Origin of the sequence: Neobacillus endophyticus (genome assembly GCF_013248975.1) — a bacterium.
Lineage (GTDB): Bacteria > Bacillota > Bacilli > Bacillales > Cytobacillaceae > Neobacillus > Neobacillus endophyticus.
On sequence record NZ_JABRWH010000001.1, the window covers coordinates 4,701,947 to 4,724,691 of the forward strand.

The 22,745-nt window shown below is 41.0% G+C and carries 16 protein-coding genes, 7 tRNA genes and 2 rRNA genes; 5 read left to right on the forward strand and 20 right to left on the reverse strand.

The window, feature by feature from the left end; translation table 11 throughout:
• Positions 1–30 precede the first annotated feature (30 nt).
• Positions 31–1,122: a CotH kinase family protein gene (locus HPT25_RS23105; RefSeq protein ID WP_173069711.1), complete on the reverse strand. Its 1,092-nt coding sequence runs from the start codon at positions 1,120–1,122 to the stop codon at positions 31–33.
• Between the two features lie 198 nt (positions 1,123–1,320).
• Between HPT25_RS23105 and HPT25_RS23110 the strand changes: the two genes are divergently transcribed.
• A complete protein-coding gene (locus HPT25_RS23110) occupies positions 1,321–1,689 on the forward strand; it encodes a CotG/ExsB N-terminal domain-containing protein (protein ID WP_173069713.1) in 369 nt (122 codons plus the stop codon).
• A gap of 219 nt (positions 1,690–1,908) precedes the next feature.
• On the opposite strand, the gene HPT25_RS23115 is transcribed toward HPT25_RS23110, so the two are convergent.
• On the reverse strand, positions 1,909–2,631 hold the full coding sequence (locus tag HPT25_RS23115) for a DsbA family oxidoreductase (protein WP_173069715.1): 723 nt from the start codon (positions 2,629–2,631) through the stop codon (positions 1,909–1,911).
• 397 nt (positions 2,632–3,028) lie between these two features.
• Between HPT25_RS23115 and HPT25_RS23120 the strand changes: the two genes are divergently transcribed.
• Together HPT25_RS23120 and HPT25_RS23125 are read left to right on the forward strand one after the other, a co-directional pair.
• Positions 3,029–3,370 (forward strand): acyl-CoA thioesterase, encoded by a 342-nt coding sequence (locus HPT25_RS23120; RefSeq protein ID WP_173069717.1) that lies wholly within the window; start codon positions 3,029–3,031, stop codon positions 3,368–3,370.
• A 103-nt stretch (positions 3,371–3,473) separates the two neighbouring features.
• Positions 3,474–4,019: an HD domain-containing protein gene (locus tag HPT25_RS23125; protein WP_173069719.1), complete on the forward strand. Its 546-nt coding sequence runs from the start codon at positions 3,474–3,476 to the stop codon at positions 4,017–4,019.
• 250 nt (positions 4,020–4,269) lie between these two features.
• Here the strand turns inward: HPT25_RS23125 and HPT25_RS23130 are convergent, their stop codons facing one another.
• Entirely contained in the window at positions 4,270–4,998 is a 729-nt protein-coding gene (locus HPT25_RS23130; RefSeq protein WP_173069721.1) for an MOSC domain-containing protein, read from the reverse strand.
• 113 nt (positions 4,999–5,111) lie between these two features.
• Between HPT25_RS23130 and HPT25_RS23135 the strand changes: the two genes are divergently transcribed.
• On the forward strand, positions 5,112–5,558 hold the full coding sequence (locus HPT25_RS23135) for an HIT family protein (RefSeq protein WP_173069723.1): 447 nt from the start codon (positions 5,112–5,114) through the stop codon (positions 5,556–5,558).
• 102 nt (positions 5,559–5,660) lie between these two features.
• On the opposite strand, the gene dacB is transcribed toward HPT25_RS23135, so the two are convergent.
• From dacB to HPT25_RS23170, 7 genes are all read right to left on the reverse strand, one after another.
• Positions 5,661–7,142, reverse strand: coding sequence for a D-alanyl-D-alanine carboxypeptidase/D-alanyl-D-alanine endopeptidase (gene dacB / locus HPT25_RS23140; protein ID WP_173069725.1), 1,482 nt, complete (start codon positions 7,140–7,142; stop codon positions 5,661–5,663).
• Between the two features lie 196 nt (positions 7,143–7,338).
• Positions 7,339–9,921 (reverse strand): DEAD/DEAH box helicase, encoded by a 2,583-nt coding sequence (locus HPT25_RS23145; protein WP_173069727.1) that lies wholly within the window; start codon positions 9,919–9,921, stop codon positions 7,339–7,341.
• Positions 9,922–10,305: 384 nt separating this feature from the next.
• Positions 10,306–10,497 (reverse strand): YbxH family protein, encoded by a 192-nt coding sequence (locus HPT25_RS23150; protein ID WP_173069729.1) that lies wholly within the window; start codon positions 10,495–10,497, stop codon positions 10,306–10,308.
• A gap of 94 nt (positions 10,498–10,591) precedes the next feature.
• Positions 10,592–13,255, reverse strand: coding sequence for a pyruvate, phosphate dikinase (gene ppdK, locus HPT25_RS23155; protein WP_173069731.1), 2,664 nt, complete (start codon positions 13,253–13,255; stop codon positions 10,592–10,594).
• Positions 13,256–13,257: 2 nt separating this feature from the next.
• A complete protein-coding gene (locus HPT25_RS23160) occupies positions 13,258–14,073 on the reverse strand; it encodes a pyruvate, water dikinase regulatory protein (RefSeq protein WP_173069732.1) in 816 nt (271 codons plus the stop codon).
• A 12-nt stretch (positions 14,074–14,085) separates the two neighbouring features.
• Positions 14,086–14,727: a transcriptional regulator CcpN gene (gene ccpN / locus HPT25_RS23165; protein ID WP_173069734.1), complete on the reverse strand. Its 642-nt coding sequence runs from the start codon at positions 14,725–14,727 to the stop codon at positions 14,086–14,088.
• Between the two features lie 225 nt (positions 14,728–14,952).
• Positions 14,953–15,732 carry a hypothetical protein gene (locus HPT25_RS23170; protein WP_173069736.1) on the reverse strand — a complete coding sequence of 260 codons (780 nt, stop codon included), beginning with the start codon at positions 15,730–15,732 and terminating at the stop codon, positions 14,953–14,955.
• A gap of 93 nt (positions 15,733–15,825) precedes the next feature.
• Between HPT25_RS23170 and HPT25_RS23175 the strand changes: the two genes are divergently transcribed.
• Positions 15,826–16,275, forward strand: a complete 450-nt coding sequence (locus HPT25_RS23175) for a hypothetical protein (protein WP_173069738.1) — start codon at positions 15,826–15,828, stop codon at positions 16,273–16,275.
• Positions 16,276–16,589: 314 nt separating this feature from the next.
• Here HPT25_RS23175 and HPT25_RS23180 read toward each other — a convergent pair whose 3' ends face one another.
• From HPT25_RS23180 to HPT25_RS23225, 10 genes are all read right to left on the reverse strand, one after another.
• Entirely contained in the window at positions 16,590–17,954 is a 1,365-nt protein-coding gene (locus HPT25_RS23180) for an FAD-binding oxidoreductase (RefSeq protein WP_173069740.1), read from the reverse strand.
• 660 nt (positions 17,955–18,614) lie between these two features.
• Positions 18,615–18,695: transfer RNA gene (locus HPT25_RS23185), tRNA-Leu, on the reverse strand.
• A gap of 35 nt (positions 18,696–18,730) precedes the next feature.
• Positions 18,731–18,804, reverse strand: a tRNA-Trp gene (locus tag HPT25_RS23190).
• Positions 18,805–18,810: 6 nt separating this feature from the next.
• A tRNA-Tyr gene (locus tag HPT25_RS23195) sits at positions 18,811–18,895 on the reverse strand.
• 8 nt (positions 18,896–18,903) lie between these two features.
• A tRNA-Ser gene (locus tag HPT25_RS23200) sits at positions 18,904–18,996 on the reverse strand.
• 18 nt (positions 18,997–19,014) lie between these two features.
• Positions 19,015–19,087, reverse strand: a tRNA-Met gene (locus HPT25_RS23205).
• Positions 19,088–19,364: 277 nt separating this feature from the next.
• A tRNA-Thr gene (locus HPT25_RS23210) sits at positions 19,365–19,437 on the reverse strand.
• A gap of 30 nt (positions 19,438–19,467) precedes the next feature.
• Positions 19,468–19,543 (reverse strand) — tRNA-Val (locus tag HPT25_RS23215).
• A gap of 10 nt (positions 19,544–19,553) precedes the next feature.
• Positions 19,554–19,670, reverse strand: a 5S ribosomal RNA gene (rrf, locus tag HPT25_RS23220).
• A gap of 88 nt (positions 19,671–19,758) precedes the next feature.
• Positions 19,759–22,693, reverse strand: a 23S ribosomal RNA gene (locus HPT25_RS23225).
• Positions 22,694–22,745: the final 52 nt, after the last annotated feature.

The window sequence follows — 22,745 nt, forward strand, 5'->3', positions numbered from 1 at the left end:
ACCGTCGAATATTCGATGGTGCCTGACACTCTAATCTAATTTGTATAACTTCCTTTGTAGATAGGCTCTTCTTTCTTCGATGTAGTCTTTGATGATATTGATTTCCTGGTCGAATTCACTTAAGTGATTCTTTTTGTATGGGTCCTGTTCTAAGGATGGCCGGATGTGTCGCATGAGCTTTTCTACTCTGGGTACGATAAATTCAGTTGTAAATTTTTCTTGCATGATTTCTTCTAGCAGTGTTTTATACTGTTTTCGAAAGGTGTCTACAGCTAAAATTCTGGCGGTTAATGTATTGAATCCTCTTATCGGAACGTAGTTCGCCTCCATGATTTTCCCGTTAACGTCCCGGCCCCATGTGGCATCATAATCCCATGGAATCACTTCAAATAAACCCGTTTCTCCATTTCGATACAGGGCGTAGTTATGAACAAATCCATCGTAGTTTGACGTGAAGATCACTCCAGCCACCCAGCGCAAATACCTGTCAACATTTACATACTTCACAATTTCCCGCTCAAAATCATCCCTAGGAATGGTATTGATTTTAAATATAAATTCCTGTAATTTATATTCTTCGTTTGCTTCTCCAATCTTTTTTTCATAACCTAAACTTAACGATTTTTTCGTTTCTTTATCCAAATCGCTCATTAAAGAAAAATTGGCATCCCCATCCACTGCATAAAAAATGCTTCCATTTGGCAGGTTTCTTCTTTTTAAAAAATGCTCATCTACTGATTCAATTTCTAAGTATACACCTTCTGGCCTACCATTTAATGTTAAAAAAACATGCTGCGCTTTTGGGGCCAACACACCAATCTCTGTAAAGAAATCAAATGAAAATTTATTGCGAATCATGGATGGATCCTTAAATTCCGAATTAAGATGAACTAATTTCGATCCTTTGTATATCTTCGGTTTGTAAAAGGTGATTTGATAGGATTTTTTTGCATAATCACGAATATGGGAGCCCCGATAGGCAATATCGATTTCTAGTCTCTTCCCTTCCAACGTTAATTGTGCTGGTAAAGGATCATCAATCCAAATGTCCCGCTTCAGCTCCTTTAGGTCAGCTGGATTTATAAAAAGTTTATATTGTTGTAATTTTTCAGTCTCGTCCATTTTTACCCCTCCTTCTTTAATCGTATGAAGGAGCATGGTGTGATGACACGTCTATTGTGCATTTTTTCTTTGCTTAGGCTTTTGTCCCAAACAAAAACGGGCAGTAAAACGTAGATTGTAAAAGAAGAGTGAGTTTTATCGATATATCGTCACATAGTTTACGTACTCCCTTTTCAATATCAAAGGAGGTGCAAAAAAATGGCAGAAAGAGACTTTTCACCTGAAGAGATCCAAATAGCAGCTGATGATGCATTTCGGGGTGGGTTTGGTGATTTCATGTTCATGGATCCTGGCCGCGGCATGGGTACTTCAAGGAGAAGAACTTCTAGAAGAGGCATGACATCAAGAAGACGTACATCCAGCAGAAGCCAATCAACACGCAGAAACACTTCAAGAAGAAATACTTCTAGAAGAAGAACATCCAGACGCTGTACTACCCGCCGCCGTCATACCTCAAGAGAGCGATTGTGCTGTACTGGATGGCGCAATTCACCACGAGGCAACACTCAAACGATGAGCTGCTGGAGAGACGGCAATATGTGGGTATTCAAAAGCAGAAAAAGATAAATGTACAGTAAGAAAACACGACGACTGGCGAGCCCGTAAGGGTGAAGACAGAGGCGTAGTTTCCCTTATACCTGCCTGTTAGGAAGGCTTTCCTATCGGACAAAAAACGGGAAAGGAACATTGGCTCCTTTCCCATTTTTATTTTTCACTCTATTTAACCTGCTTGTTGCTTTCCTCTCCAAAAAAAGAGTGTTAAAAAAAATGGCATATTTTAAAAAACTAATTCTTATCAGGAATCGCACAGCTGCCATCTGTACAGCTGACATCTTCTTCTGATGAAAGATCTTGAAATACTGGTGCAGTGGATTCTTCCTGCCATACTTTTTCTAGTGCATTAGTGAAGGCTTCCAACGGCTGGGCACCTGAAATGGCGTATTTTTGATTGATGACAAAAAACGGGACCCCACGTACACCGTATTGCTGAGCAAGGTCTTCATCGAGTCTAACGTCATTTGCAAAAGCATTCGGATCCTCTAGAACCTCTAAAGCTTTACGGCGGTCAAGGCCGGCTGCTGCCGCGATGTCTGCCAATATCTCGTGTTCACCGAGATGCTTTGATTCCGTAAAATAAGCATATAGAAGCTTCTCCGCCACTTCTTTTTCTTTCCCTTGTGATTTCGCATATTTTTCCAGTCGATGAGCATCAAACGTATTGGTCGGCTTCATCTCATCAAAATGAAACGCTAAACCAACACTTGCAGCCTGTTGACCTACTCCTTGATTTGCCTGTTTTGCCTGCTCCACACTCATGCCATATTTTTTTGCCAGTGCTTCATGAATCGTACCACTCGTATATTTTGGCGCATTTGGATCAAGCTCAAAGCTTTTGAATTCCACCACGACCTGATCCTTGTGTGGAAACTGTTCAAGCGCCATGTCCAAGCGGCGCTTGCCAATATAACAAAATGGACATACATAATCAGACCATACTTCTATTTTCATTTATACACCTCGTTTTCGTTTTAACAAATCCATATTAACACAAGGTGAGAAAAAACCAATTAATGTGCTTAACGGAACAAATCGTCCTTCCATAAGCCGCCAACTAAATCGATTTTCCTACGGTCGGAATTATCTGTTGATTTCAGCTAAATTGTAAACCTTTGAACCGTGAAAAAGTATGCATCATTCTCGAAAAGTAAGTAATGGAAGAAAGTCTACAGAAGAACATGACGAATGATACGGGCCACAAGACTATTTCCCAAAAGCACACCCAAAATGCCGATAAATTCTCCTGACAATCCCAGAATACCTATGACCAATTTCTGAAAATATGTTTTTTGTCATTTAAAGGAATTTCCTTTTTAAAATAGAATTTTAACAAACGAGGTGATTTATTTTGCAGGATGAATATCGCTTTTCACACCGGCTTAAGGTTCGTTACTCTGAAATTGATGGGCAAAAGATTGTTTTTAATGCTCACTACTTAACTTACATAGATGTGGCTGTTTCGGAGTACTTTGATGAGGGCTTGAAATTAACTGTCGGCACTACGGAGTTTGATTTTGTTCTGGCTAAGTCCACTTTGGAGTATAAAAAACCAGCTGTTCTTCATGACTGGTTAACCATTTGGTGCCGGATGAAAAAAGTCGGGGGTGCCAGCATGACGATGAACTGCAAGATTACTAGAGATGACGAGGAGTCCCCTATTCTATTAGCAGAAATCATTTATGTCAGCTAAAACTCAGAAACAAAATCTGCCCGTCCTGTACCTATTTTTGTCAAAGAACGTATAGAAGAATATGAAAAGGGTATTCTATAAATCTTTTTTTGGAGGTATTTTAATGATAGAAAAAGCACTTGAATTTGCGGCCAAGGCCCATGAAGGACAAGTCCGCAAAACAAATAACACCCCCATGATTACGCACCCTATTCAGGTTGCGGAAATATTAAAGGCTAACGGGTTTGCAGATGAGGTGGTGGCTGCCGGTTATCTTCATGACACCGTTGAAGATACCGATGTCACCTTGGAGGACATTAGACACGAATTTGGTTCAGAAGTTGCTAGGATTGTTGCAGGAAACACCGAGGACAAAACAAAATCATGGGAAGAACGAAAACAGCATACGATCGATTGGATTAGAATCGCTCCATTCGAAATCAAGGCTTTAATTGTTGCTGATAAATGGGACAACCTGAAATCTATGGCAGCAGATTATGAAGTGATGGGCGATTCTCTTTGGAATTGTTTTCATCGCGGGAAAGAGAATCAAAAATGGTATTATTCACAGATTGCTGAGAATGCCTTTGTTGGGTTGAAAGAAAGCGAAATTCCCTCCTATTTCTATGACTATCGAAAACTGGTACAGAGTTTTTTACATTTCATCTGAAACATTTATCAAAATCATTTTTTCTAGAAAAAAGTGAAATAAGGTCAATTAAAAACGATGGGATAGGACGCTGGAACCGTATAATCATTTGAAGGCTTTTCTGGATCATTTGCTACTGGGACCCTTCGATTAGGAAACCGGCAGCCGTTCGGGTAATTGGCTGCCGGCATCAAATGTATTCTGAAATAGCCTGCCTTTTGTGATTTGTCTACCGAAATCTAGGATACTTCAGAACTCTTTCCCATTTCCATTAATCAAGAAGAACAACCTCATCCCCTACAAAAATCTCACCTATTTTAATCACAGAAGCATACACACCGAAATAATTATTTCTTTCATTAACGATTGTCTTAAGTAAGGAAGGATCCTTCTTAGCATTTTCAGGGTCTACGGTAATCATCATGCATCTTTCGCAATGGCGTTTCAACTCAATTACTACATTTTCTCCAATTTTCAATCTTCTTCCAAACCACTGTTCTTCAATGAAGGGGATTTTTGCGATCAAAGAAATAAATAAATTAGGCCGAAAACGTCTATAATCAATCGTGTCTTTTTCCCACAGCTTTTTCAATTGGTCAATTGATGCATCTGTTACTAATTGAATATGTTCTTCTTCAATCGCACCTAAAGGCACATGATTAGGTGGATATGTAACAAAAGAAATTTTTCGTCCTGACTGTTCTTCTATTTCCCTCTTTAAACCTATATCTCCCCATCCCACTATTTTGCCTTTAGGAGTTGTAATTTCAACACAAGGGTATTTATGAATTGAATCTTCACCGGCAAATCTTGCTTTATATTGAACCATTTCCGCGAATTGAGTAATAGTTAAAAATTTTCCAGGTCTCGTTTCGTCTAAAAAAGCATGGCTGCGATCCCCATACAAACCATAATCCATGATCTTAGTCTGTTTTACACTCTCTCCAGAAAAAGACTTCACAGGATGGCGGACTATTTCCTTGATGTGGCCAATTAGCATTCCATACACTCCCGTCAATTCCTATTTCATTCAATTCCTTTATTGATGATATCCATTTTACCACTTTTATAGTAATATTAATGAAAAATTTCAGAAAATTCATGAGTCACAGCATGAGAACTATCACATTATCAAATGGTTTTACAATCGATGTAGAGTGCTTAAGCTGCTCATTAACAAGTGGAATGCATCAGCCAGATGGCGGGGTAATCATTGAAACTGAACATTTTCATGCTCACCAGGATGTAGCTTATCCCATAGAGGGGTTGGTGATTTTAGCCTCAAAACGGCATATCATAGGATTTGATGAACTAACAGAAGCACCGAAAGTCGACTATATCCATCTCCTAACAAAAATCAGGAAAGCGCAAAGAACCGCCCTTGGAATCGAATATGTTTTTTATTTCTATAATGAGGATACTACTCATCATTTTCATACCTGGATGGTTCCGCGCTACGAATGGATGAATGAATTTGGCCGTTCCGTGGAATCTGTCCGGCCGGTACTGCTTCACGCAAGAAAGCATATGAACAACGAGATTAACAAGCAAAATGTCTAAAAGCAATTGAAGTATTAAGGCAAGCATTATACCAAAACAACAATGCTAAATTGGTCACATAAAAAACAGATCAGCCATGCTTGGCTGAATCTGTTTTTATTTTCATTGATTGGCAATAATGGAAACAAGCCGCTCCTCTATCGTTTTCCCCCTGTCTTCATCCAAAAGATTATTGAGCAAAATTGAAAAAACCAGTTGCTCCCCGCTTTTTGTGGTCACATAACCTGATAACGAAGTAACAGTTGAAATGGTTCCCGTCTTTGCACGTATTTTTCCCTTTATTTCCGGGCTTTTCATTCGATTTCTTAATGTCCCGCCAATCATCTTGTTTGCCTCACCAGCTAACGGCAAGGAATGAAAATATATTGGAAACCAGTTTTCTTTCCGAACCGTTGCGAGTAGCTGTGTCAATTGATTCGCAGGAATCAAGTCAACATGCGAGACACCTGAACCATCCCTTATCACTAATGTTTGTGTGTCTAAGCCGAATTTTGCCATCTCCGTCTCCAGCACTTCTAACCCCTTATCCCAACTGCCTTCACCTTTTAACACCTTCCCCATTTCCTTGATCAGAATCTCAGCATGAATATTATTGCTCAATTTCATAAACGGGATAACCAGCTCCGACAATGGCATCGACTTATGTGAATAAAGCATGTTTGCGGTGTCAGGCACCACACCGGTTTTAATTTCTCCTGATATCCGAATACCTTGCTCTATCAATGATTGTTTTAGTAATGACATGGCATAACGGGTTGGATTCCAGACTCCCACCCACTCGCGGATGGTTTTACCTTTCAATGGAATGGTTCCTTTAATTTCGATGGTATTGGCTGCATGTTCTCGCTCAATGGAGATGTTCTTTTTTCCTTTATCCTCTATTGTTATTGCATGATTTATAAGTTTTACAAAATTAGTTTTAGGCGTGATATATACTGAAGGTTTATCTCCATTTTTTGATCCGGGTTTAACCTCGATCATAATGGAACCTGCATCATAATCCTCCGTTGGCGAGACTGTGAGAGCGGAGATCTGTGCACCATAATATGTTGTTTCATCGCTCCATGGCAGGTCTTTTGGGTAACGGATCTTGTCATACCATGTATCATCTCCGATTAAATCGCCCTTGATCGACCTAATGCCCATATCCTTTAATTCCGAGGCCATCCTGTCAAAATCAGATTTCAAAAGTGTCGGATCTCCTTTTCCTTTTACATACAGATTTCCCTGTAATGTTTTCTTTTTAATAGGACCGTCTGCGAAGATTTCCGTAGGAAAGGTATACGTTTTACCCAAAACATCAAGAGCTGCCGCAGCTGTTAATAGCTTCATATTTGAAGCAGGACGCAGCCGAGTATCTCCCTGGTGCTCGTAAATAATTTTACCGTCTGTTGAACGAATGCTGATGCCAGCAATCGCTCCTTTTAACTCCTGGGAGTTAGTTATTATCTGATGAATTTTCTGCGCTAGAACATCATATCTCTTATAAGCATACACCGTGCTTCGTTCAGTGAATGTCAATGGAGTTACACCTATTAAAAATAAAAGCAGGATCAAAAATTTCAGCTTACTAAGCAAACCCAATTCAAACCTCCTAAATATTTTTTAATAAGCATAGTTTATACTAATCCCATATAAAAAAACGAACTTGTTAATCAAGTTCGTCTTAGCCGCTACCTTTACTCTTGAATTCATTGGAATCTTTTACACTTATCAAGTACTATTATTAATACCAAACTTTAATGGCTTTATCTTTATAAATAGAAATAAGCTCGTGAATTCAAATATCTAAATCATCATCATACCAATATTTCTTAAACCTGGTACGATAACAGGCATCGCATGTTGGAAACTGATGGTCCCAAGGCAGTTTTTTGCCGCAGTTTTTGCACTTTTTCACAAATTTTTTGATATCTGTTTTCAGCCGTTCCTGTACTTTATCACTGATTTCCTCCCGAAGCCGCTCCCAATATATGGCTTCTGTCCGCTCTCCTAATCGATATAAAAATAATAAATGAAGCCCAATGGCTTTATAGCTCAGTTCCAACTCTTCCAAACTCCGTTCTTTAACTGGCGGTTCAGGAAGCTCCCGCCCTTGGATAATCGCATACATTGTATCCTCCCACTGCTGGATCAACGCTTGCTCGTTTTTTGAAAAAGGAAGATGTAAAAAACCATATAAATCCATTAACGGGAGTCTTGCTTCAATTTCTGTTCCCGCAATTTTACGGTATAGCGAACGCTCCTCTGACAAAGAAGCTTTCTTTGTGCCCTTTGGACTTTCAAATTTCTCCCATAATTCAAAAAAGTTTCCTAGATCGTGATAATAACGTTGAAATCTCTCGAAAACTGTATTGGTCGGCGCTATTGCAAAGGTTTGGACAGGGCGGTCTTCCTGGAGCAATAAATTCCGCATTTTTTTAATATCACTTGCAAATGCAACCTTGCCTATATCATATATTCCTTTACGTCCTGCCCTACCTGCAATTTGTTTCACTTCTTGAGAATTTAGAAGCCGTCTTCTCGTGCCATCGAATTTTTCATTTTCCAAAAACACAATTCGACGAATCGGCAAGTTCAGCCCCATCCCAATAGCATCTGTTGCAACAATGACTTTTGTTTTTCCTTTATTAAATTGCTCTATTTGTTTTTTCCTGGTTTCCGGTGGCATACTGCCGTATATTATGCTGACAGAATGGCCATCATTTTGCAATCTAGAGGCAATTTCAAGTACTCGTCTTCTGGAGAAACAAATAAGAGCGTCACCTTTTTTCACATGTTTAATATGAAATTCCTTGTTTTCAACCTCAAGCGGGGTATCACGGCTATATTCATGTACGACAATTTCTTCATTTCCTAAGAGCTCTAGTAGCATTTCCTTCGAATTACGGCTGCCTATTATATGTACCTCATCTGCATTCGCATTCGTAATCGCCTTATACCAGGAAAATCCCCTATCTTTATCGGCGATCATTTGCGCTTCATCAATGACAATCACTTCAAAAAACTCTTTTTCGTGAAACATTTCGACTGTGCAAGAAATATGCCTTGCATTAGGAGTCATTTTCTCTTCTTCACCAGTTTTTAGAGAACAAGACGTACCTTCCGCATTTAATTTATCATATACTTCAAGGGCTAACAGTCTGAGTGGCGCCAAATACATACCGCTTTCCGCTTGTTTCATTTTTTCAAGTGCATGATGGGTTTTCCCTGTATTTGTTTCACCTATGTGAAGTACATAGCGGATCTGCCGTCTTAAGGAAGGATCATATGCTGCACCGAAGATATCCTTCATCATCCGCTCTTCTTCTTCTTTTTTTCGCTGTATTTCAGCTAATTCCTCTGCTCGTCTGCGTTCCCTTTCCTTTAAGTTAGCTTCAAAAATCGTTTGGTGAACTTCGATATCAAAAGGAATCTCGGCTAACTTTAATAAGTCAGACAAATACTCTTCCTGCAGGTCATCTAGCATATATCCAGCAGCATCATATAATAGATCGCCGATACACCCCTTCACATATGATGGAGAAATAGGTTCATTAAAAGTGGTAATAAATTCTTCTTTTACATCTTCCGGAAGACTTTCAAGTACTTTTTCAGGTACAAGTTCAGAAAGATCGTCAAAAATTAAACTTTCATATACGTATAAATACGTCTCATATTCGAAATAACTGCGTCTAAAGCTAGGTATTTTTTGAATATCGCCTGTCAATTCTTGAAAAAACTGGGCCATTGTTTGATAGTCTGAAGGTTGAAAAGAGCCTTGTTCAACTAATTGTTCTTCCAGTGCAATAGGGTCGACTGTTTGAAATTTCGTTTTATTTTTCAGATCTGCTGCCAACTGCTTGGCAGTGAAATGACGTATGTATAAATAAAGCATCTCGTACTTCTCTTCTAAAAGCCCTACTGCTGAATCCTCTACTTCTCTGCTAAATTCCATCCGGATCTCATCTAACTGCCTTTTTTCTTCTCTTTTTTGAAATTGCATCTTCGCTTCCTGATAGCGTTCCGCCCACTCCTTTTCATGTCCATGAAAGGTTTCAAGAATCCAGCTCCTAGCTTCAAAAGGCTGATACTCCCTCATTTCGTCACGAAACAGCTTATTGATCAATTTTCGGTCCACACCATGAACCTCATACCCTTTTTCACTTAAAAATTGCTTTTTTTCATTCTTTGAAACATCGTTCGTGGATTTATTCAGCCAAACATTGATCCAGATTTGCTCAATATAATGGCCGCGGTCTGATAAATATTCTGAAAAACTTGGCAAAGTTTCTTTTGTTTCAAGATAATGGTCAATATCCTGAAATATTTTTAATTTTGTATGTTCAACAGCTTGAGGGTATATAGCAGTCAGTTTGTTCATAAATTTCCCTCCAAAATGGACATTTTCATTCCCTTTTCTCGCTAAGTTATGTATAATGTTCGTAAGATTGTGCATATAGTAAAAAAGACCGAGCATGACTAAGCAATGCTCGGTCATGCAATAGTCGGTTCACTCAACAGGCGACCGGCGTTAAGGGCAATAATCCACCACTTCTGCTTGCCGGCTCAAGGGTGGATTATTTTTTTTGGTGAAATGACAGTAGGACAATAATCAGACTCGTAAATGAAACAGCAAACATCAATGCCTGGTACACTGTCAACAGCATCACCTCCATTCGAAAGGAGATGTGCCGCCACCCTTGAGAATTCCTATTCTATTGCATTATACATTATAACATCGAAATTAAAATCGAACAAGTGTTCCTTATAGATTATGCTGTTCACAATATTCGTCTACCAATTCTTCAATTTGATCCATTTCAGGGTACTTTCCAGTAAAATCAAAGTGTATTTCTTCAATAAATTTGTTCTTATTATAGACATGAATAGCCCCATTTTGCTGGATCACACTGAATTCTGGGACAAAACGATAACCGCTTCGCTCTATTGCTCCCATACACCTGCTCCTTTTTGTTTTTTATAGTATAAACGGAAAAAGGATGATTGATGAATAAAAAAACGGTACCATCCTAGTACCGTCTATATTTACATTATGCAGTTGTAAAAACCTCATTCTTTTCATGCCTGATGGTTGCCTGGGCTGCAGCCAAACGGGCAAGAGGTACACGATATGGGGAGCAGCTGACATAATCAAGTCCCGTTCTGTAACAGAAATCAATAGAACTTTTTTCACCACCGTGCTCACCACATATGCCAGTTTTCAATGACGGGTTTGTAATTCGGCCAAGCTTGATTCCCGTCTCTACCAATTTTCCAACCCCCTCTTGATCAAGGACTGCAAATGGATTGTCTGGGAGCACCTTTGTTTCTATATAGGCTTGCAAGAATTTTCCCTCGGCATCATCACGACTGTAACCAAATGTAGTTTGTGTCAAATCGTTTGTTCCAAATGAAAAGAAATCAGCTTCTTCAGCGATTTGATCAGCAGTTAAGGCAGCTCGTGGGATTTCAATCATTGTGCCAACTGTGTAATGGATGGTTTTTCCAGTACTTATTTGAACTTGATTGGCAACCTCCATTACTAATTGCCGCATTTGTTTCAACTCATTCACATGTCCAACAAGCGGAATCATAATTTCAGGTTTGACCTCTATTCCCTTTTCTGCCAGCCTTACTGCTGCATTAAAGATAGCTTTCGCCTGCATTTCATAGATTTCAGGGTGAACCATACCTAATCGGCAGCCGCGAAGTCCAAGCATTGGGTTAAATTCATCTAATTGGCGTACTTTCTTTAACAGCTTTTCTTTCTTCTTTAATTCCTCCGATTGCGGATCTAGAATTTGCAGTTTTGTAACCTCTACTAATAGATTCTCTTTATCAGGCAGGAATTCATGGAGCGGCGGATCTAGCAACCGAATGGTTACCGGGTTGCCTTGCATTGCTTCAAAAATACCTTCAAAATCCCCCTGCTGCATTGGCAAAAGCTGTTCGAGTGCTTCCATTCGTTCATCATGATTTTCAGCGATAATCATTTTTTGGACAATTGGCAGACGGGTAAGATCCATAAACATATGCTCTGTCCGGCATAAACCTATTCCGCCGGCACCAAATTCAAATGCCTTTTTTGCATCTACTGGGTTATCTGCATTGGCTCTAACCTCGATTTTCCGTTCTTGGTCAGCCCATGCTAGTAAAAGTTGAAACTCAGGCGATAGTTCTGGATCTATCATTGTAATTTCACCGAGCAGAATTTCACCGCTAGAACCGTCAATCGTAATAACATCACCATAATTTACTACCATTTCCCCAACCTTAAATTGCTTTGCTCTCACATCAATTTTCAATGCTTCACAGCCGCAAATACACGCTTTTCCCATTCCCCTGGCAACCACCGCTGCATGACTTGTCATTCCGCCTCGGCTTGTTAAAATCCCCTGTGAGGCTACAATTCCATGAATATCATCTGGAGTCGTTTCGGGTCGGGCTAGGATCACTCTTTTTCCTTCGTTTCCTAATTGTTCAGCTTCATCCGCATCAAAAACAACCATGCCCGTTGCTGCTCCAGGAGAGGCCGGAAGTCCTTTTGCCAAAACTTTTCTTTCTGCCCGATCATCAATTCTTCGATGCAAAAGCTGATTTAATTGATCTGGGTCGACTCGTAGAATCGCCGTTTTCCTGTCCAAAATCCCTTCTTTCACCATATCGACGGCAATTCTTATGGCTGCTTGAGCTGTACGTTTCCCATTGCGAGTTTGCAGAATAAACAACTTTCCGCGTTCAACTGTAAATTCTATATCCTGCATTTCTTCGTAATGTTGTTCCAAACAATGGCAAGTTTCAGCAAATTGCTGATATACACCTGGCATTTCATCCTTTAAAGTGGCAATTGGCTGGGGTGTTCGAATACCAGCTACCACATCCTCCCCTTGTGCATTGATTAAATATTCACCATATAGAATAGGTTCACCCGTTGAGGGATTTCTCGTAAAAGCAACTCCAGTACCGGAATCGTTTCCCATATTTCCGAATACCATACTTTGGATATTGACTGCTGTCCCTAAATGGTCCGGAATTTTATTAAGCCGGCGGTATACAATAGCCCGCTGATTATTCCAAGAATTAAAAACAGCTTTAATGGCAAGGAATAGCTGCTCCTTTGGGTCTTGAGGGAAATCTTTTCTAGTATGCTTTTTGACAATTTCTTTATAGCCTTTAATGACCTCCTGCCAATCTTCCGACGTTAATTCAGGATCAGAAGAATAGCCTTTTTGCTCACGAGTTTCCTCTAACAATTGCTCAAAATAGTAAGAATCAATTTCTAGAACAACATCACTGAACATTTGAATAAACCGGCGGTAGGAATCATAGGCAAAACGCGCATTATTGGTGAGTATCGCCATTCCGGCAACGGTTTCATCGTTCATTCCTAAGTTTAAAATAGTATCCATCATTCCCGGCATGGAGAAAACAGAACCGGAGCGGACCGATACAAGTAACGGATTCTTAGGATCTCCCAGTTTTTTATTCATTTTTTCTTCCAAACGGCTAAGTGCTTCAAGTGTCTGTTTTTCTACTAAAGTAGGTATGTTTTTATTAGATTCATAGTAGGCATTGCAAGCTTGTGTCGTGATGGTAAAACCATTTGGGACTGGCAATCCGATTCTGGTCATTTCCGCCAGGTTGGCACCCTTTCCTCCGAGCAACTCCTTCATATCGCCATTTCCTTCATGAAATAAGTAAACATATTTCTCCATGACTACAAGCTCCTCTCTTTTTTTAAAATTTCCAGGATTAACCCTGCTGTTTCTTCAATTGCTTTATTCGAAACATCAATAACAGGGCAGCCTATACGTTTCATTAATTTCTCTGCATACTCAAGCTCATCGAGAATCCGTTGATAACTGGCATAGTTTGCTCTTGACGCTAACCCCAGGGACCTTAACCTTTCCTTGCGAATTTCATTTAGTTTATCTGGCGAGATAATGAGGCCGATACAATTCTTTCTAGGAACTAGGAATAATTCATCCGGAGGCGGTACTTCGGGAACAAGCGGCACATTGGCCACCTTAAATCGTTTATGTGCCAAGTACATCGATAGCGGTGTTTTAGAAGTTCTCGATACCCCAATCAACACAATATCTGCTTTCAAAATTCCTCTTGGATCACGACCATCATCATATTTCACCGCAAATTCGATCGCCTCGATTTTACGAAAATATTCCTCATCCAGCTTTCTCATTAAACCAGGCTGGTGATGGGGCTGTTTGTTTAATTTTGTTTCAAATGCGTTCATTAATGGATTTAATAAATCTATCGCGATAATCCCTTCTTCTACTGACCTTCGATCCAGATATTCTTTTAGAGCTGGAATGACGATTGTATAAGCGATGATCGCATTGCCAGCTTTGGCCAACATAATGACATCTTCAATATCATCTATTTCATCTACGTAGGAATTGCGGCGAACTTCAACCTGCCCGCCATTAAACTGGGTAGCGACTGCTTTGACCACTAATTCAGCCGTTTCTCCTACAGAATCTGATACGACATAAACCACTTCTTTTTGAACCAATATGGCACCCCCTTATTCCGATTTAGCTTCCATAAATTCAACATAGGCCCGCGTTATAGTTGTTTTCGTAATACGGCCAAGCAATAAATATGTATTCTTTTCATTTTCCATTTCCTTCACCACAGGAAGGGAATCAATATGATAGTTAATCATTCGTTTCGCCGCCTCCAACAAAGATTCATCCGGATCAATGGTGATTATATTTGGCATTCTCGTCATAATTACACTTACCGGCAATTCATGAAGTTTTTTGTTTCCCAATGCGGCCCGAAGTAAATCCTTACGTGAAATCACGCCAGCCAGATGCCCACTGGTATCAACAGCATAAAGGGTTCCAACATCCTCTAAAAATAACTGGACAATCGCATCATAAACTGTTGTTGACTTCTCAACGACAATTGGATGTGCCTTAAATTCGGATACTTTTTGGTGAATAAATTCTTCTGCTTTTTGCTTTAATGAAAAATTATTATTAAAAAAATAGCCAACTCTTGGCCGTGCATCCAAGTTTCCCGACATTGTAAGGATGGCAAGATCCGGCCTTAAAGCAGCCCTTGATAGTGACAACTTCTCTGCGATTTCTTTTCCTGTAATGGGGCCGTTTTGTTTCACAATTTGAAGGATTTCATCCTGACGTTTTGTAAGTTTAATCATTCACACCCCCCTTAAACAAATAAACATAGTATATTGTATGCACTACAAATAAATGTGTTATACTTATTTGTATATAATGTAACACATTTATTATACGAGGGAAATATTTAATTAAAAAAGTTTTTTTATTTTCCATATATTCAGAAACCCAAAAAATAAATCTCGTCACTTTTTGACGAGATTCGCTTAACTCATGACAATGCGTCAAGAATTATTTTCATTGATTTAAATAATGGTTAATTTATTTTTGCCATAGTTTTCTTTAAAATAATAAGCTTGCTCCTCTTTAAACAGATGATTATTATAAATTACTGAACTGTAAGCATCATAAATGCCAAAAAAGTAGATAGATGGTATAAACGGGAGCCAAGAATAATTTAAAATACTGTGGATTTTATCAAATTGACCTGTAAACGTATAGATGACAAGTAAAGGAAAATGGGCATTAAATGTAATAGCGTACATCCATCCGATAAGAATAAATCCCAAAAGAATTTTATGAACATAGATGTGTCCAAATCCAGTAAAAATACATGACCAGAAAAGACCTACCCAAGGATTTCGTTTTTCTAGAAAATTTAAATCTTGGGCAATTAAACTGTCATGTTCAAAATGGCGAACTTTTTGTTTTGATTCTAACCAGGATATTTTATTGATCTCAACTGCTAATCTATAGCTGTCCCATATCGAAAAGATCCAAATACCAGCATAAAGAAAAGCAAATTCATAATTTATGACGCTTTGGGCCTTCTCCCATTGAAAATTCAGAGTATAATAAAGAGCTAAATTGATTTTAGCTAAGAAATTTAGAATAATTTCTCCGGTTAAGAACATGGCTCCTTTTAAAAATAATCCCATTTTCATGTGTCCAAATCCTGGCAATGCTGCTGACCACCATGCAGCAACCCATGGATTTGCATTATGCAAAAATGAGGAACCCCAGCTCCCCAAATACATTTTCGTTATTCTTGGTTTCATTATTTGAACTTGAATAGGTTTTTTCATGCGATATTCCTCCTTTTATCATTATAATTTCCAAATACATGGAAAAAATATATTGTATACCTTTATTATTTTTTTGGAGAGGAAGAATAAGAAATGCATATTGTAGCAGGTTATGAAAGCAATAAATTTCTGGAAATGGCCATAAAAGAAATAGAAGAATCAGGGGTTTCTGAAGAACAAATTGTCATAATTGAAATGAAAAATAATCATGAAACCACACAGATGTTTGATACGAAGTCCTATTCAGATGGAAGCAGTATATTGGATGGAATGGCAGCATGGTCAGTTATAGGGGCATTATTTGGGATTATTTATGGATCCCGTTTTATAATTGGTCCTCTCGCCACTGGATTCATTGGCTTTGTTATTGGAGCGATCATTGGATTTGCATTTGAAAAAGTAATGGGGCGTAAAAAAAAGCGTAAAAAAACCTTAAACACGATTGAATTTATCGTTATTATCAATTGTCGAAATGAGGAAGAATTAAAAACATCCAACGTCATTTTCCGAAACTATCATGCTATATCAATTGGTTACCATTAATGGGTCATTTACAAGTCTTTTAAAACCCGATATCAATGATAATAAATTGCTGGAATCCAATTAAAATAACTTAAAAATAAAAAGCGGCTTTGTAAAAGCCACTTCAAATGTTGAAACTTATGAATTGTTATGCTCAAAAAAATTGAAAATGCTAAGCACAATCCATTCAAAATGAATGGTGCATATGGCGAAAAAATTAGCAAAGAAATTTATGAAGCCCTACAAAAATGAATCATTAAATTTTTAATAGATACGCTGGTTATTGGGCTTTAACTTACGTATTTGAACTCAAGAGGAAAAAGTTCAATGGTAGATTAATCAAGACGTGTCGGTAACTTACCTGCTGGTGGAATGCTTTGCGGGTAATGAAAAACATCCTTAGGATCATACTTAGCTTTCACTTTGGTCAATCGCTCAAAGTTGCCAGCATAGTATTCTTCTGGCCAGTTCCTGATCGAAAGGTCAGGTGTGTTGACGTACACACCTCTTGTATAGGGAAGGATCGCTCTACGGAAAAGCTCCACCCAACGAATCCCTGCTGCAGCCCCTTCTGGTCTGCTCCACGTAGCAAACAAGGACATGTTTGAAAGTGCTTTGCGAAAGTAATAGGCCGTAGCCTGATTTGGTACGTCGGCAACTGCCCCGTTTAGCCCATGAAAAAAAACAGAAGTGTCGGTATTTGGCGGCTGCTCGTTAATGAAACGTTCGATAATCGTTAAGGCCTTATCAGGTAACAGATCATAAACATATGGTCCCACACTTTTGAATGAGATTGGAGTTGATGGTGAATGAGCATATAACAGATTGGCAGCCTCAATCCAAGGGATTTCTTCTATGGTCACATTTAATGGAGAACCAGCTCGAAGTATAGGCTCTAATAACATTCGCAACTCTCTTGATGGACCAAGAAAGATCGCTTGCATAAATAAATTTGGCTGCACTCCTTTAGACATGAAGAGGAAAGGTGTAAGACGATTGTCTGCTTCAGGGAGTGTATATTCCTGCCATACGCTGAGAACAGTTTTTAGATCATTTAAATTCCAAGCTATTTCAGCATAGCCAACTGTGTCAATGCGGTGAGCTTGAAAGCGAAATGAAGTACAGATACCGAAATTTCCACCACCTCCTCCACATGATGCCCAAAACAGATCGGAATGGTCATTAGCATTGGCACAAATCACACGGCCATTAGCATCCACCATCTCGAGTTCAAACAAATGATCTTGTGTCAGTCCCCACGTCCTTGCTTGAGCACTATGTCCGCCGCCCAAAGTAAGACCTGCGATACCTGGTGTTGGACAAACGCCAGTCGGTACCACTAATCTCTCTGGCCATAGTGTCTGGGTCAAGTCTAAATTCCTCCAGCCGGTACCTATTGTAACATTGCCGCTTTTACGATCTACTTCTAGCTGGGTCATTTCGCTGACATCAATTACTATACCAGCGTTTTCCACTGATAACCCTTCGTAGTTATGGCGGCCCGAACGCATGCGAATTGGCACTTTATTTTTTCTTGCCCAGAGTACAGCATTTACAACATCCTTCGTTTTTTGAGCAAAGACGATAACAAAAGGAAACTTGTTGAAAAATGTATTGAATTCCTGACGTGCTGAATTATATTGCGGGTCCCCAGGTACCACGATACGTCCTGTTAATTCAATATTTTTGTTCTTTGCCATAACATTCCTCCTTTTCTATAACTTTTCGTTCATCTTATTGAATCAACCTGAATCAGTGAATCTATCATGTACCCAGTCGAAAAGTGATTTTTAGGAATGTGATCTTTGTCTTGCTACATATAATGCTTCGCATATGATATTATGAAAAAAATTCATCAATTATTAGTACTTTCATAAGAATATAATAAACACGAACATATCTATTATGTTCATCAACTACCATAGTAAATAGACTCAAATTGTCTCCATACATATTTCCTCCCTCATATTCTTGCACCAGTAAGTTAATGCCAAAATATAGGTAGGATTATATTTTGAAAATGGTACGCTAGAATATAAAATACGTTTCTAGCACCTGCTTAAAAAGTACCATGCAGATAAAAGAGGAAACTGACAAAAACGAGGGGCTAAATGATTTTTTTAGAATTGGATAATAATGTATTTTAGCTATAAGTATGTACCCATTTTTTTCTTGAAGTACTCTGAGTTTTTGTCCTCTCTAAAATGCTTAATAAGCATCGCTTACTGAGCAAGTATTTTAGTTAAACTTACACGATATGAAGCTAAACAAAATAAAAAGCGTCTCTACCATAGTAGAAAACGCTGGATATCTTACTCATTATTCTTGTATATTGAACGAAAGAAAATGTATGATTTCGATACCGGTGGTCGGGGTCGAACCGACACTCCAGAGGAACACGATTTTGAGTCGTGCGCGTCTGCCAATTCCGCCACACCGGCAAATGTATAGAATTTATAAAGTAAAAAACTAGAATTGGCAGGGGCAGTAGGAATCGAACCCACACTGAAGGTTTTGGAGACCTTAGTTCTACCTTTAAACTATGCCCCTATCATATGGTGGAGGGGGACGGATTCGAACCGCCGAACCCTGAGGGAGCGGATTTACAGTCCGCCGCGTTTAGCCACTTCGCTACCCCTCCATATTAAATGGCGGAGGAAGAGGGATTCGAACCCCCGCGCGGTTTAACCCGCCTGTCGGTTTTCAAGACCGATCCCTTCAGCCAGACTTGGGTATTCCTCCAAAAATATAAATAAATAGTAGCGGCGGAGGGGACGAACCCCCGACCTTACGGGTATGAACCGTACGCTCTAGCCAGCTGAGCTACACCGCCTTAGCAATATACAATTCTTTACATAGACAGAAAATCCCCAATTGAATCTTATACGCCTCAGTCTCAGATGGTGATTTTCATCAATCAAACTGTGCTATTTTCCTAAGATGCCGAGGACCGGAATACCACGGTACGGTAGTCACCTAAATCAGGATTTTAAATCTAATGCATCTGCCAGTTCTGCCACATTCGGAGATTTAAATAACATATTCTTTAAAAAAGCATGATTTATGAAGATATAATAATCTAATGGTGAAGTATATAAATTTAAAAGTGATGCCGGCTAGAGGACTTGAACCCCCAACCTACTGATTACAAGTCAGTTGCTCTACCAATTGAGCTAAACCGGCATAATGCTTGTTCAATAACTTTGAAATATATGGTGGAGGATGACGGGATCGAACCGCCGACCCTCTGCTTGTAAGGCAGATGCTCTCCCAGCTGAGCTAATCCTCCATATTTTATAGCCTGGCAGCGTCCTACTCTCACAGGGGCTTTCGCCCCAACTACCATCGGCGCTGAGAAGCTTAACTTCCGTGTTCGGTATGGGAACGGGTGTGACCTTCTCGCCATCACCGCCAGACTATATTGTTGAGGTTTCATTCCCTCAAAACTAGATAATACAGAAGAAACGTTTAAGAACGAGTTCGCTTTATTCATATTGCTATGACTTGGTTAAGTCCTCGATCGATTAGTATCAGTCAGCTCCACATGTTACCACGCTTCCACCTCTGACCTATCAACCTGATCATCTTTCAGGGATCTTACTAGCTTGACGCTATGGGAAATCTCATCTTGAGGGGGGCTTCATGCTTAGATGCTTTCAGCACTTATCCCGTCCGCACATAGCTACCCAGCGATGCCTTTGGCAAGACAACTGGTACACCAGCGGTGCGTCCATCCCGGTCCTCTCGTACTAAGGACAGCTCCTCTCAAATTTCCTGCGCCCGCGACGGATAGGGACCGAACTGTCTCACGACGTTCTGAACCCAGCTCGCGTACCGCTTTAATGGGCGAACAGCCCAACCCTTGGGACCGACTACAGCCCCAGGATGCGATGAGCCGACATCGAGGTGCCAAACCTCCCCGTCGATGTGGACTCTTGGGGGAGATAAGCCTGTTATCCCCAGGGTAGCTTTTATCCGTTGAGCGATGGCCCTTCCATGCGGAACCACCGGATCACTAAGCCCGACTTTCGTCCCTGCTCGACTTGTAGGTCTCGCAGTCAAGCTCCCTTGTGCCTTTACACTCTGCGAATGATTTCCAACCATTCTGAGGGAACCTTTGGGCGCCTCCGTTACTCTTTAGGAGGCGACCGCCCCAGTCAAACTGCCCACCTGACACTGTCTCCCACCCCGATCAGGGGTGCGGGTTAGAATTTCAATACAGCCAGGGTAGTATCCCACCGACGCCTCCACCGAAGCTGGCGCTCCGGCTTCTCAGGCTCCTACCTATCCTGTACAAGCTGTACCAAAATTCAATATCAGGCTACAGTAAAGCTCCATGGGGTCTTTCCGTCCTGTCGCGGGTAACCTGCATCTTCACAGGTACTATAATTTCACCGAGTCTCTCGTTGAGACAGTGCCCAGATCGTTACGCCTTTCGTGCGGGTCGGAACTTACCCGACAAGGAATTTCGCTACCTTAGGACCGTTATAGTTACGGCCGCCGTTTACTGGGGCTTCGATTCAGAGCTTCGCTTGCGCTAACCCCTCCTCTTAACCTTCCAGCACCGGGCAGGCGTCAGCCCCTATACTTCGCCTTGCGGCTTCGCAGAGACCTGTGTTTTTGCTAAACAGTCGCCTGGGCCTATTCACTGCGGCTCTTCGAGGCTATTCACCTCAAAAAGCACCCCTTCTCCCGAAGTTACGGGGTCATTTTGCCGAGTTCCTTAACGAGAGTTCTCTCGCTCACCTTAGGATTCTCTCCTCGCCTACCTGTGTCGGTTTGCGGTACGGGCACCTTTTATCTCGCTAGAGGCTTTTCTTGGCAGTGTGGAATCAGGAACTTCGGTACTCTATTTCCCTCGCTGTCACAGCTCAGCCTGTTCGAAAAGCGGATTTTCCTACTTCTCAGCCTAACTGCTTAGACGCGCATATCCAACAGCGCGCTTACCCTATCCTCCTGCGTCCCCCCATCACTCAAACGATAAAGAGGTGGTACAGGAATATCAACCTGTTATCCATCGCCTACGCCTTTCGGCCTCGGCTTAGGTCCCGACTAACCCTGAGCGGACGAGCCTTTCTCAGGAAACCTTAGGCATTCGGTGGATGAGATTCTCACTCATCTTTCGCTACTCATACCGGCATTCTCACTTCTAAGCGCTCCACGGGTCCTTCCGATCCCGCTTCACAGCCCTTAGAACGCTCTCCTACCACTGACATCGTAGATGTCAATCCACAGCTTCGGTGATACGTTTAGCCCCGGTACATTTTCGGCGCAGAGTCACTCGACCAGTGAGCTATTACGCACTCTTTAAATGGTGGCTGCTTCTAAGCCAACATCCTGGTTGTCTAAGCAACTCCACATCCTTTTCCACTTAACGTATACTTTGGGACCTTAGCTGGTGGTCTGGGCTGTTTCCCTTTTGACTACGGATCTTATCACTCGCAGTCTGACTCCCACGGATAAGTCTTTGGCATTCGGAGTTTGTCTGAATTCGGTAACCCGATGAGGGCCCCTAGTCCAAACAGTGCTCTACCTCCAAGACTCTTACTACGTGAGGCTAGCCCTAAAGCTATTTCGGAGAGAACCAGCTATCTCCAAGTTCGATTGGAATTTCTCCGCTACCCACACCTCATCCGCGCACTTTTCAACGTGCGTCGGTTCGGGCCTCCATCCAGTGTTACCTGGACTTCACCCTGGACATGGGTAGATCACCTGGTTTCGGGTCTACGACTACATACTAATACGCCCTATTCAGACTCGCTTTCGCTGCGGCTCCGTCTCTTCAACTTAACCTTGCATGTAATCGTAACTCGCCGGTTCATTCTACAAAAGGCACGCCATCACCCATAAACGGGCTCTGACTAATTGTAGGCACACGGTTTCAGGATCTCTTTCACTCCCCTTCCGGGGTGCTTTTCACCTTTCCCTCACGGTACTGGTTCACTATCGGTCACTAGGGAGTATTTAGCCTTGGGAGATGGTCCTCCCTGCTTCCGACCGGATTTCACGTGTCCGGCCGTACTCAGGATCCACTCAGGAGGGAACGAAGTTTCAACTACAGGGCTGTTACCTTCTATGACGGGCCTTTCCAGACCGCTTCATCTACCCCGTTCCTTTGTAACTCCATGTTGAGTGTCCTACAACCCCGAAAGGCAAGCCTTTCGGTTTGGGCTGTTCCCGTTTCGCTCGCCGCTACTCAGGGAATCGCGTTTGCTTTCTCTTCCTCCGGGTACTTAGATGTTTCAGTTCCCCGGGTCTGCCTTCAGTACCCTATGTATTCAGGTAAAGATACTGCTCCATTACGAGCAGTGGGTTCCCCCATTCGGAAATCTCCGGATCAAAGCTTACTTACAGCTCCCCGAAGCATATCGGTGTTAGTCCCGTCCTTCATCGGCTCCTAGTGCCAAGGCATCCACCGTGCGCCCTTTCTAACTTAACCTACGACAAATGATCAACGTCGTGTCTCTAGTCAGCTTCGCTCGTTCAGAACC

Coding starts and splice junctions, on each gene's coding strand:
- HPT25_RS23105 (WP_173069711.1), bottom strand. CDS start 1,122: ATGGACGAGACTGAAAAATTACAACAATATAAACTTTTTATAAATCCA.
- HPT25_RS23110 (WP_173069713.1), top strand. CDS start 1,321: ATGGCAGAAAGAGACTTTTCACCTGAAGAGATCCAAATAGCAGCTGAT.
- HPT25_RS23115 (WP_173069715.1), bottom strand. CDS start 2,631: ATGAAAATAGAAGTATGGTCTGATTATGTATGTCCATTTTGTTATATT.
- HPT25_RS23125 (WP_173069719.1), top strand. CDS start 3,474: ATGATAGAAAAAGCACTTGAATTTGCGGCCAAGGCCCATGAAGGACAA.
- HPT25_RS23130 (WP_173069721.1), bottom strand. CDS start 4,998: ATGCTAATTGGCCACATCAAGGAAATAGTCCGCCATCCTGTGAAGTCT.
- HPT25_RS23135 (WP_173069723.1), top strand. CDS start 5,112: ATGAGAACTATCACATTATCAAATGGTTTTACAATCGATGTAGAGTGC.
- HPT25_RS23145 (WP_173069727.1), bottom strand. CDS start 9,921: ATGAACAAACTGACTGCTATATACCCTCAAGCTGTTGAACATACAAAA.
- HPT25_RS23150 (WP_173069729.1), bottom strand. CDS start 10,497: ATGGGAGCAATAGAGCGAAGCGGTTATCGTTTTGTCCCAGAATTCAGT.
- ppdK (WP_173069731.1), bottom strand. CDS start 13,255: ATGGAGAAATATGTTTACTTATTTCATGAAGGAAATGGCGATATGAAG.
- ccpN (WP_173069734.1), bottom strand. CDS start 14,727: ATGATTAAACTTACAAAACGTCAGGATGAAATCCTTCAAATTGTGAAA.
- HPT25_RS23170 (WP_173069736.1), bottom strand. CDS start 15,732: ATGAAAAAACCTATTCAAGTTCAAATAATGAAACCAAGAATAACGAAA.
- HPT25_RS23175 (WP_173069738.1), top strand. CDS start 15,826: ATGCATATTGTAGCAGGTTATGAAAGCAATAAATTTCTGGAAATGGCC.
- HPT25_RS23180 (WP_173069740.1), bottom strand. CDS start 17,954: ATGGCAAAGAACAAAAATATTGAATTAACAGGACGTATCGTGGTACCT.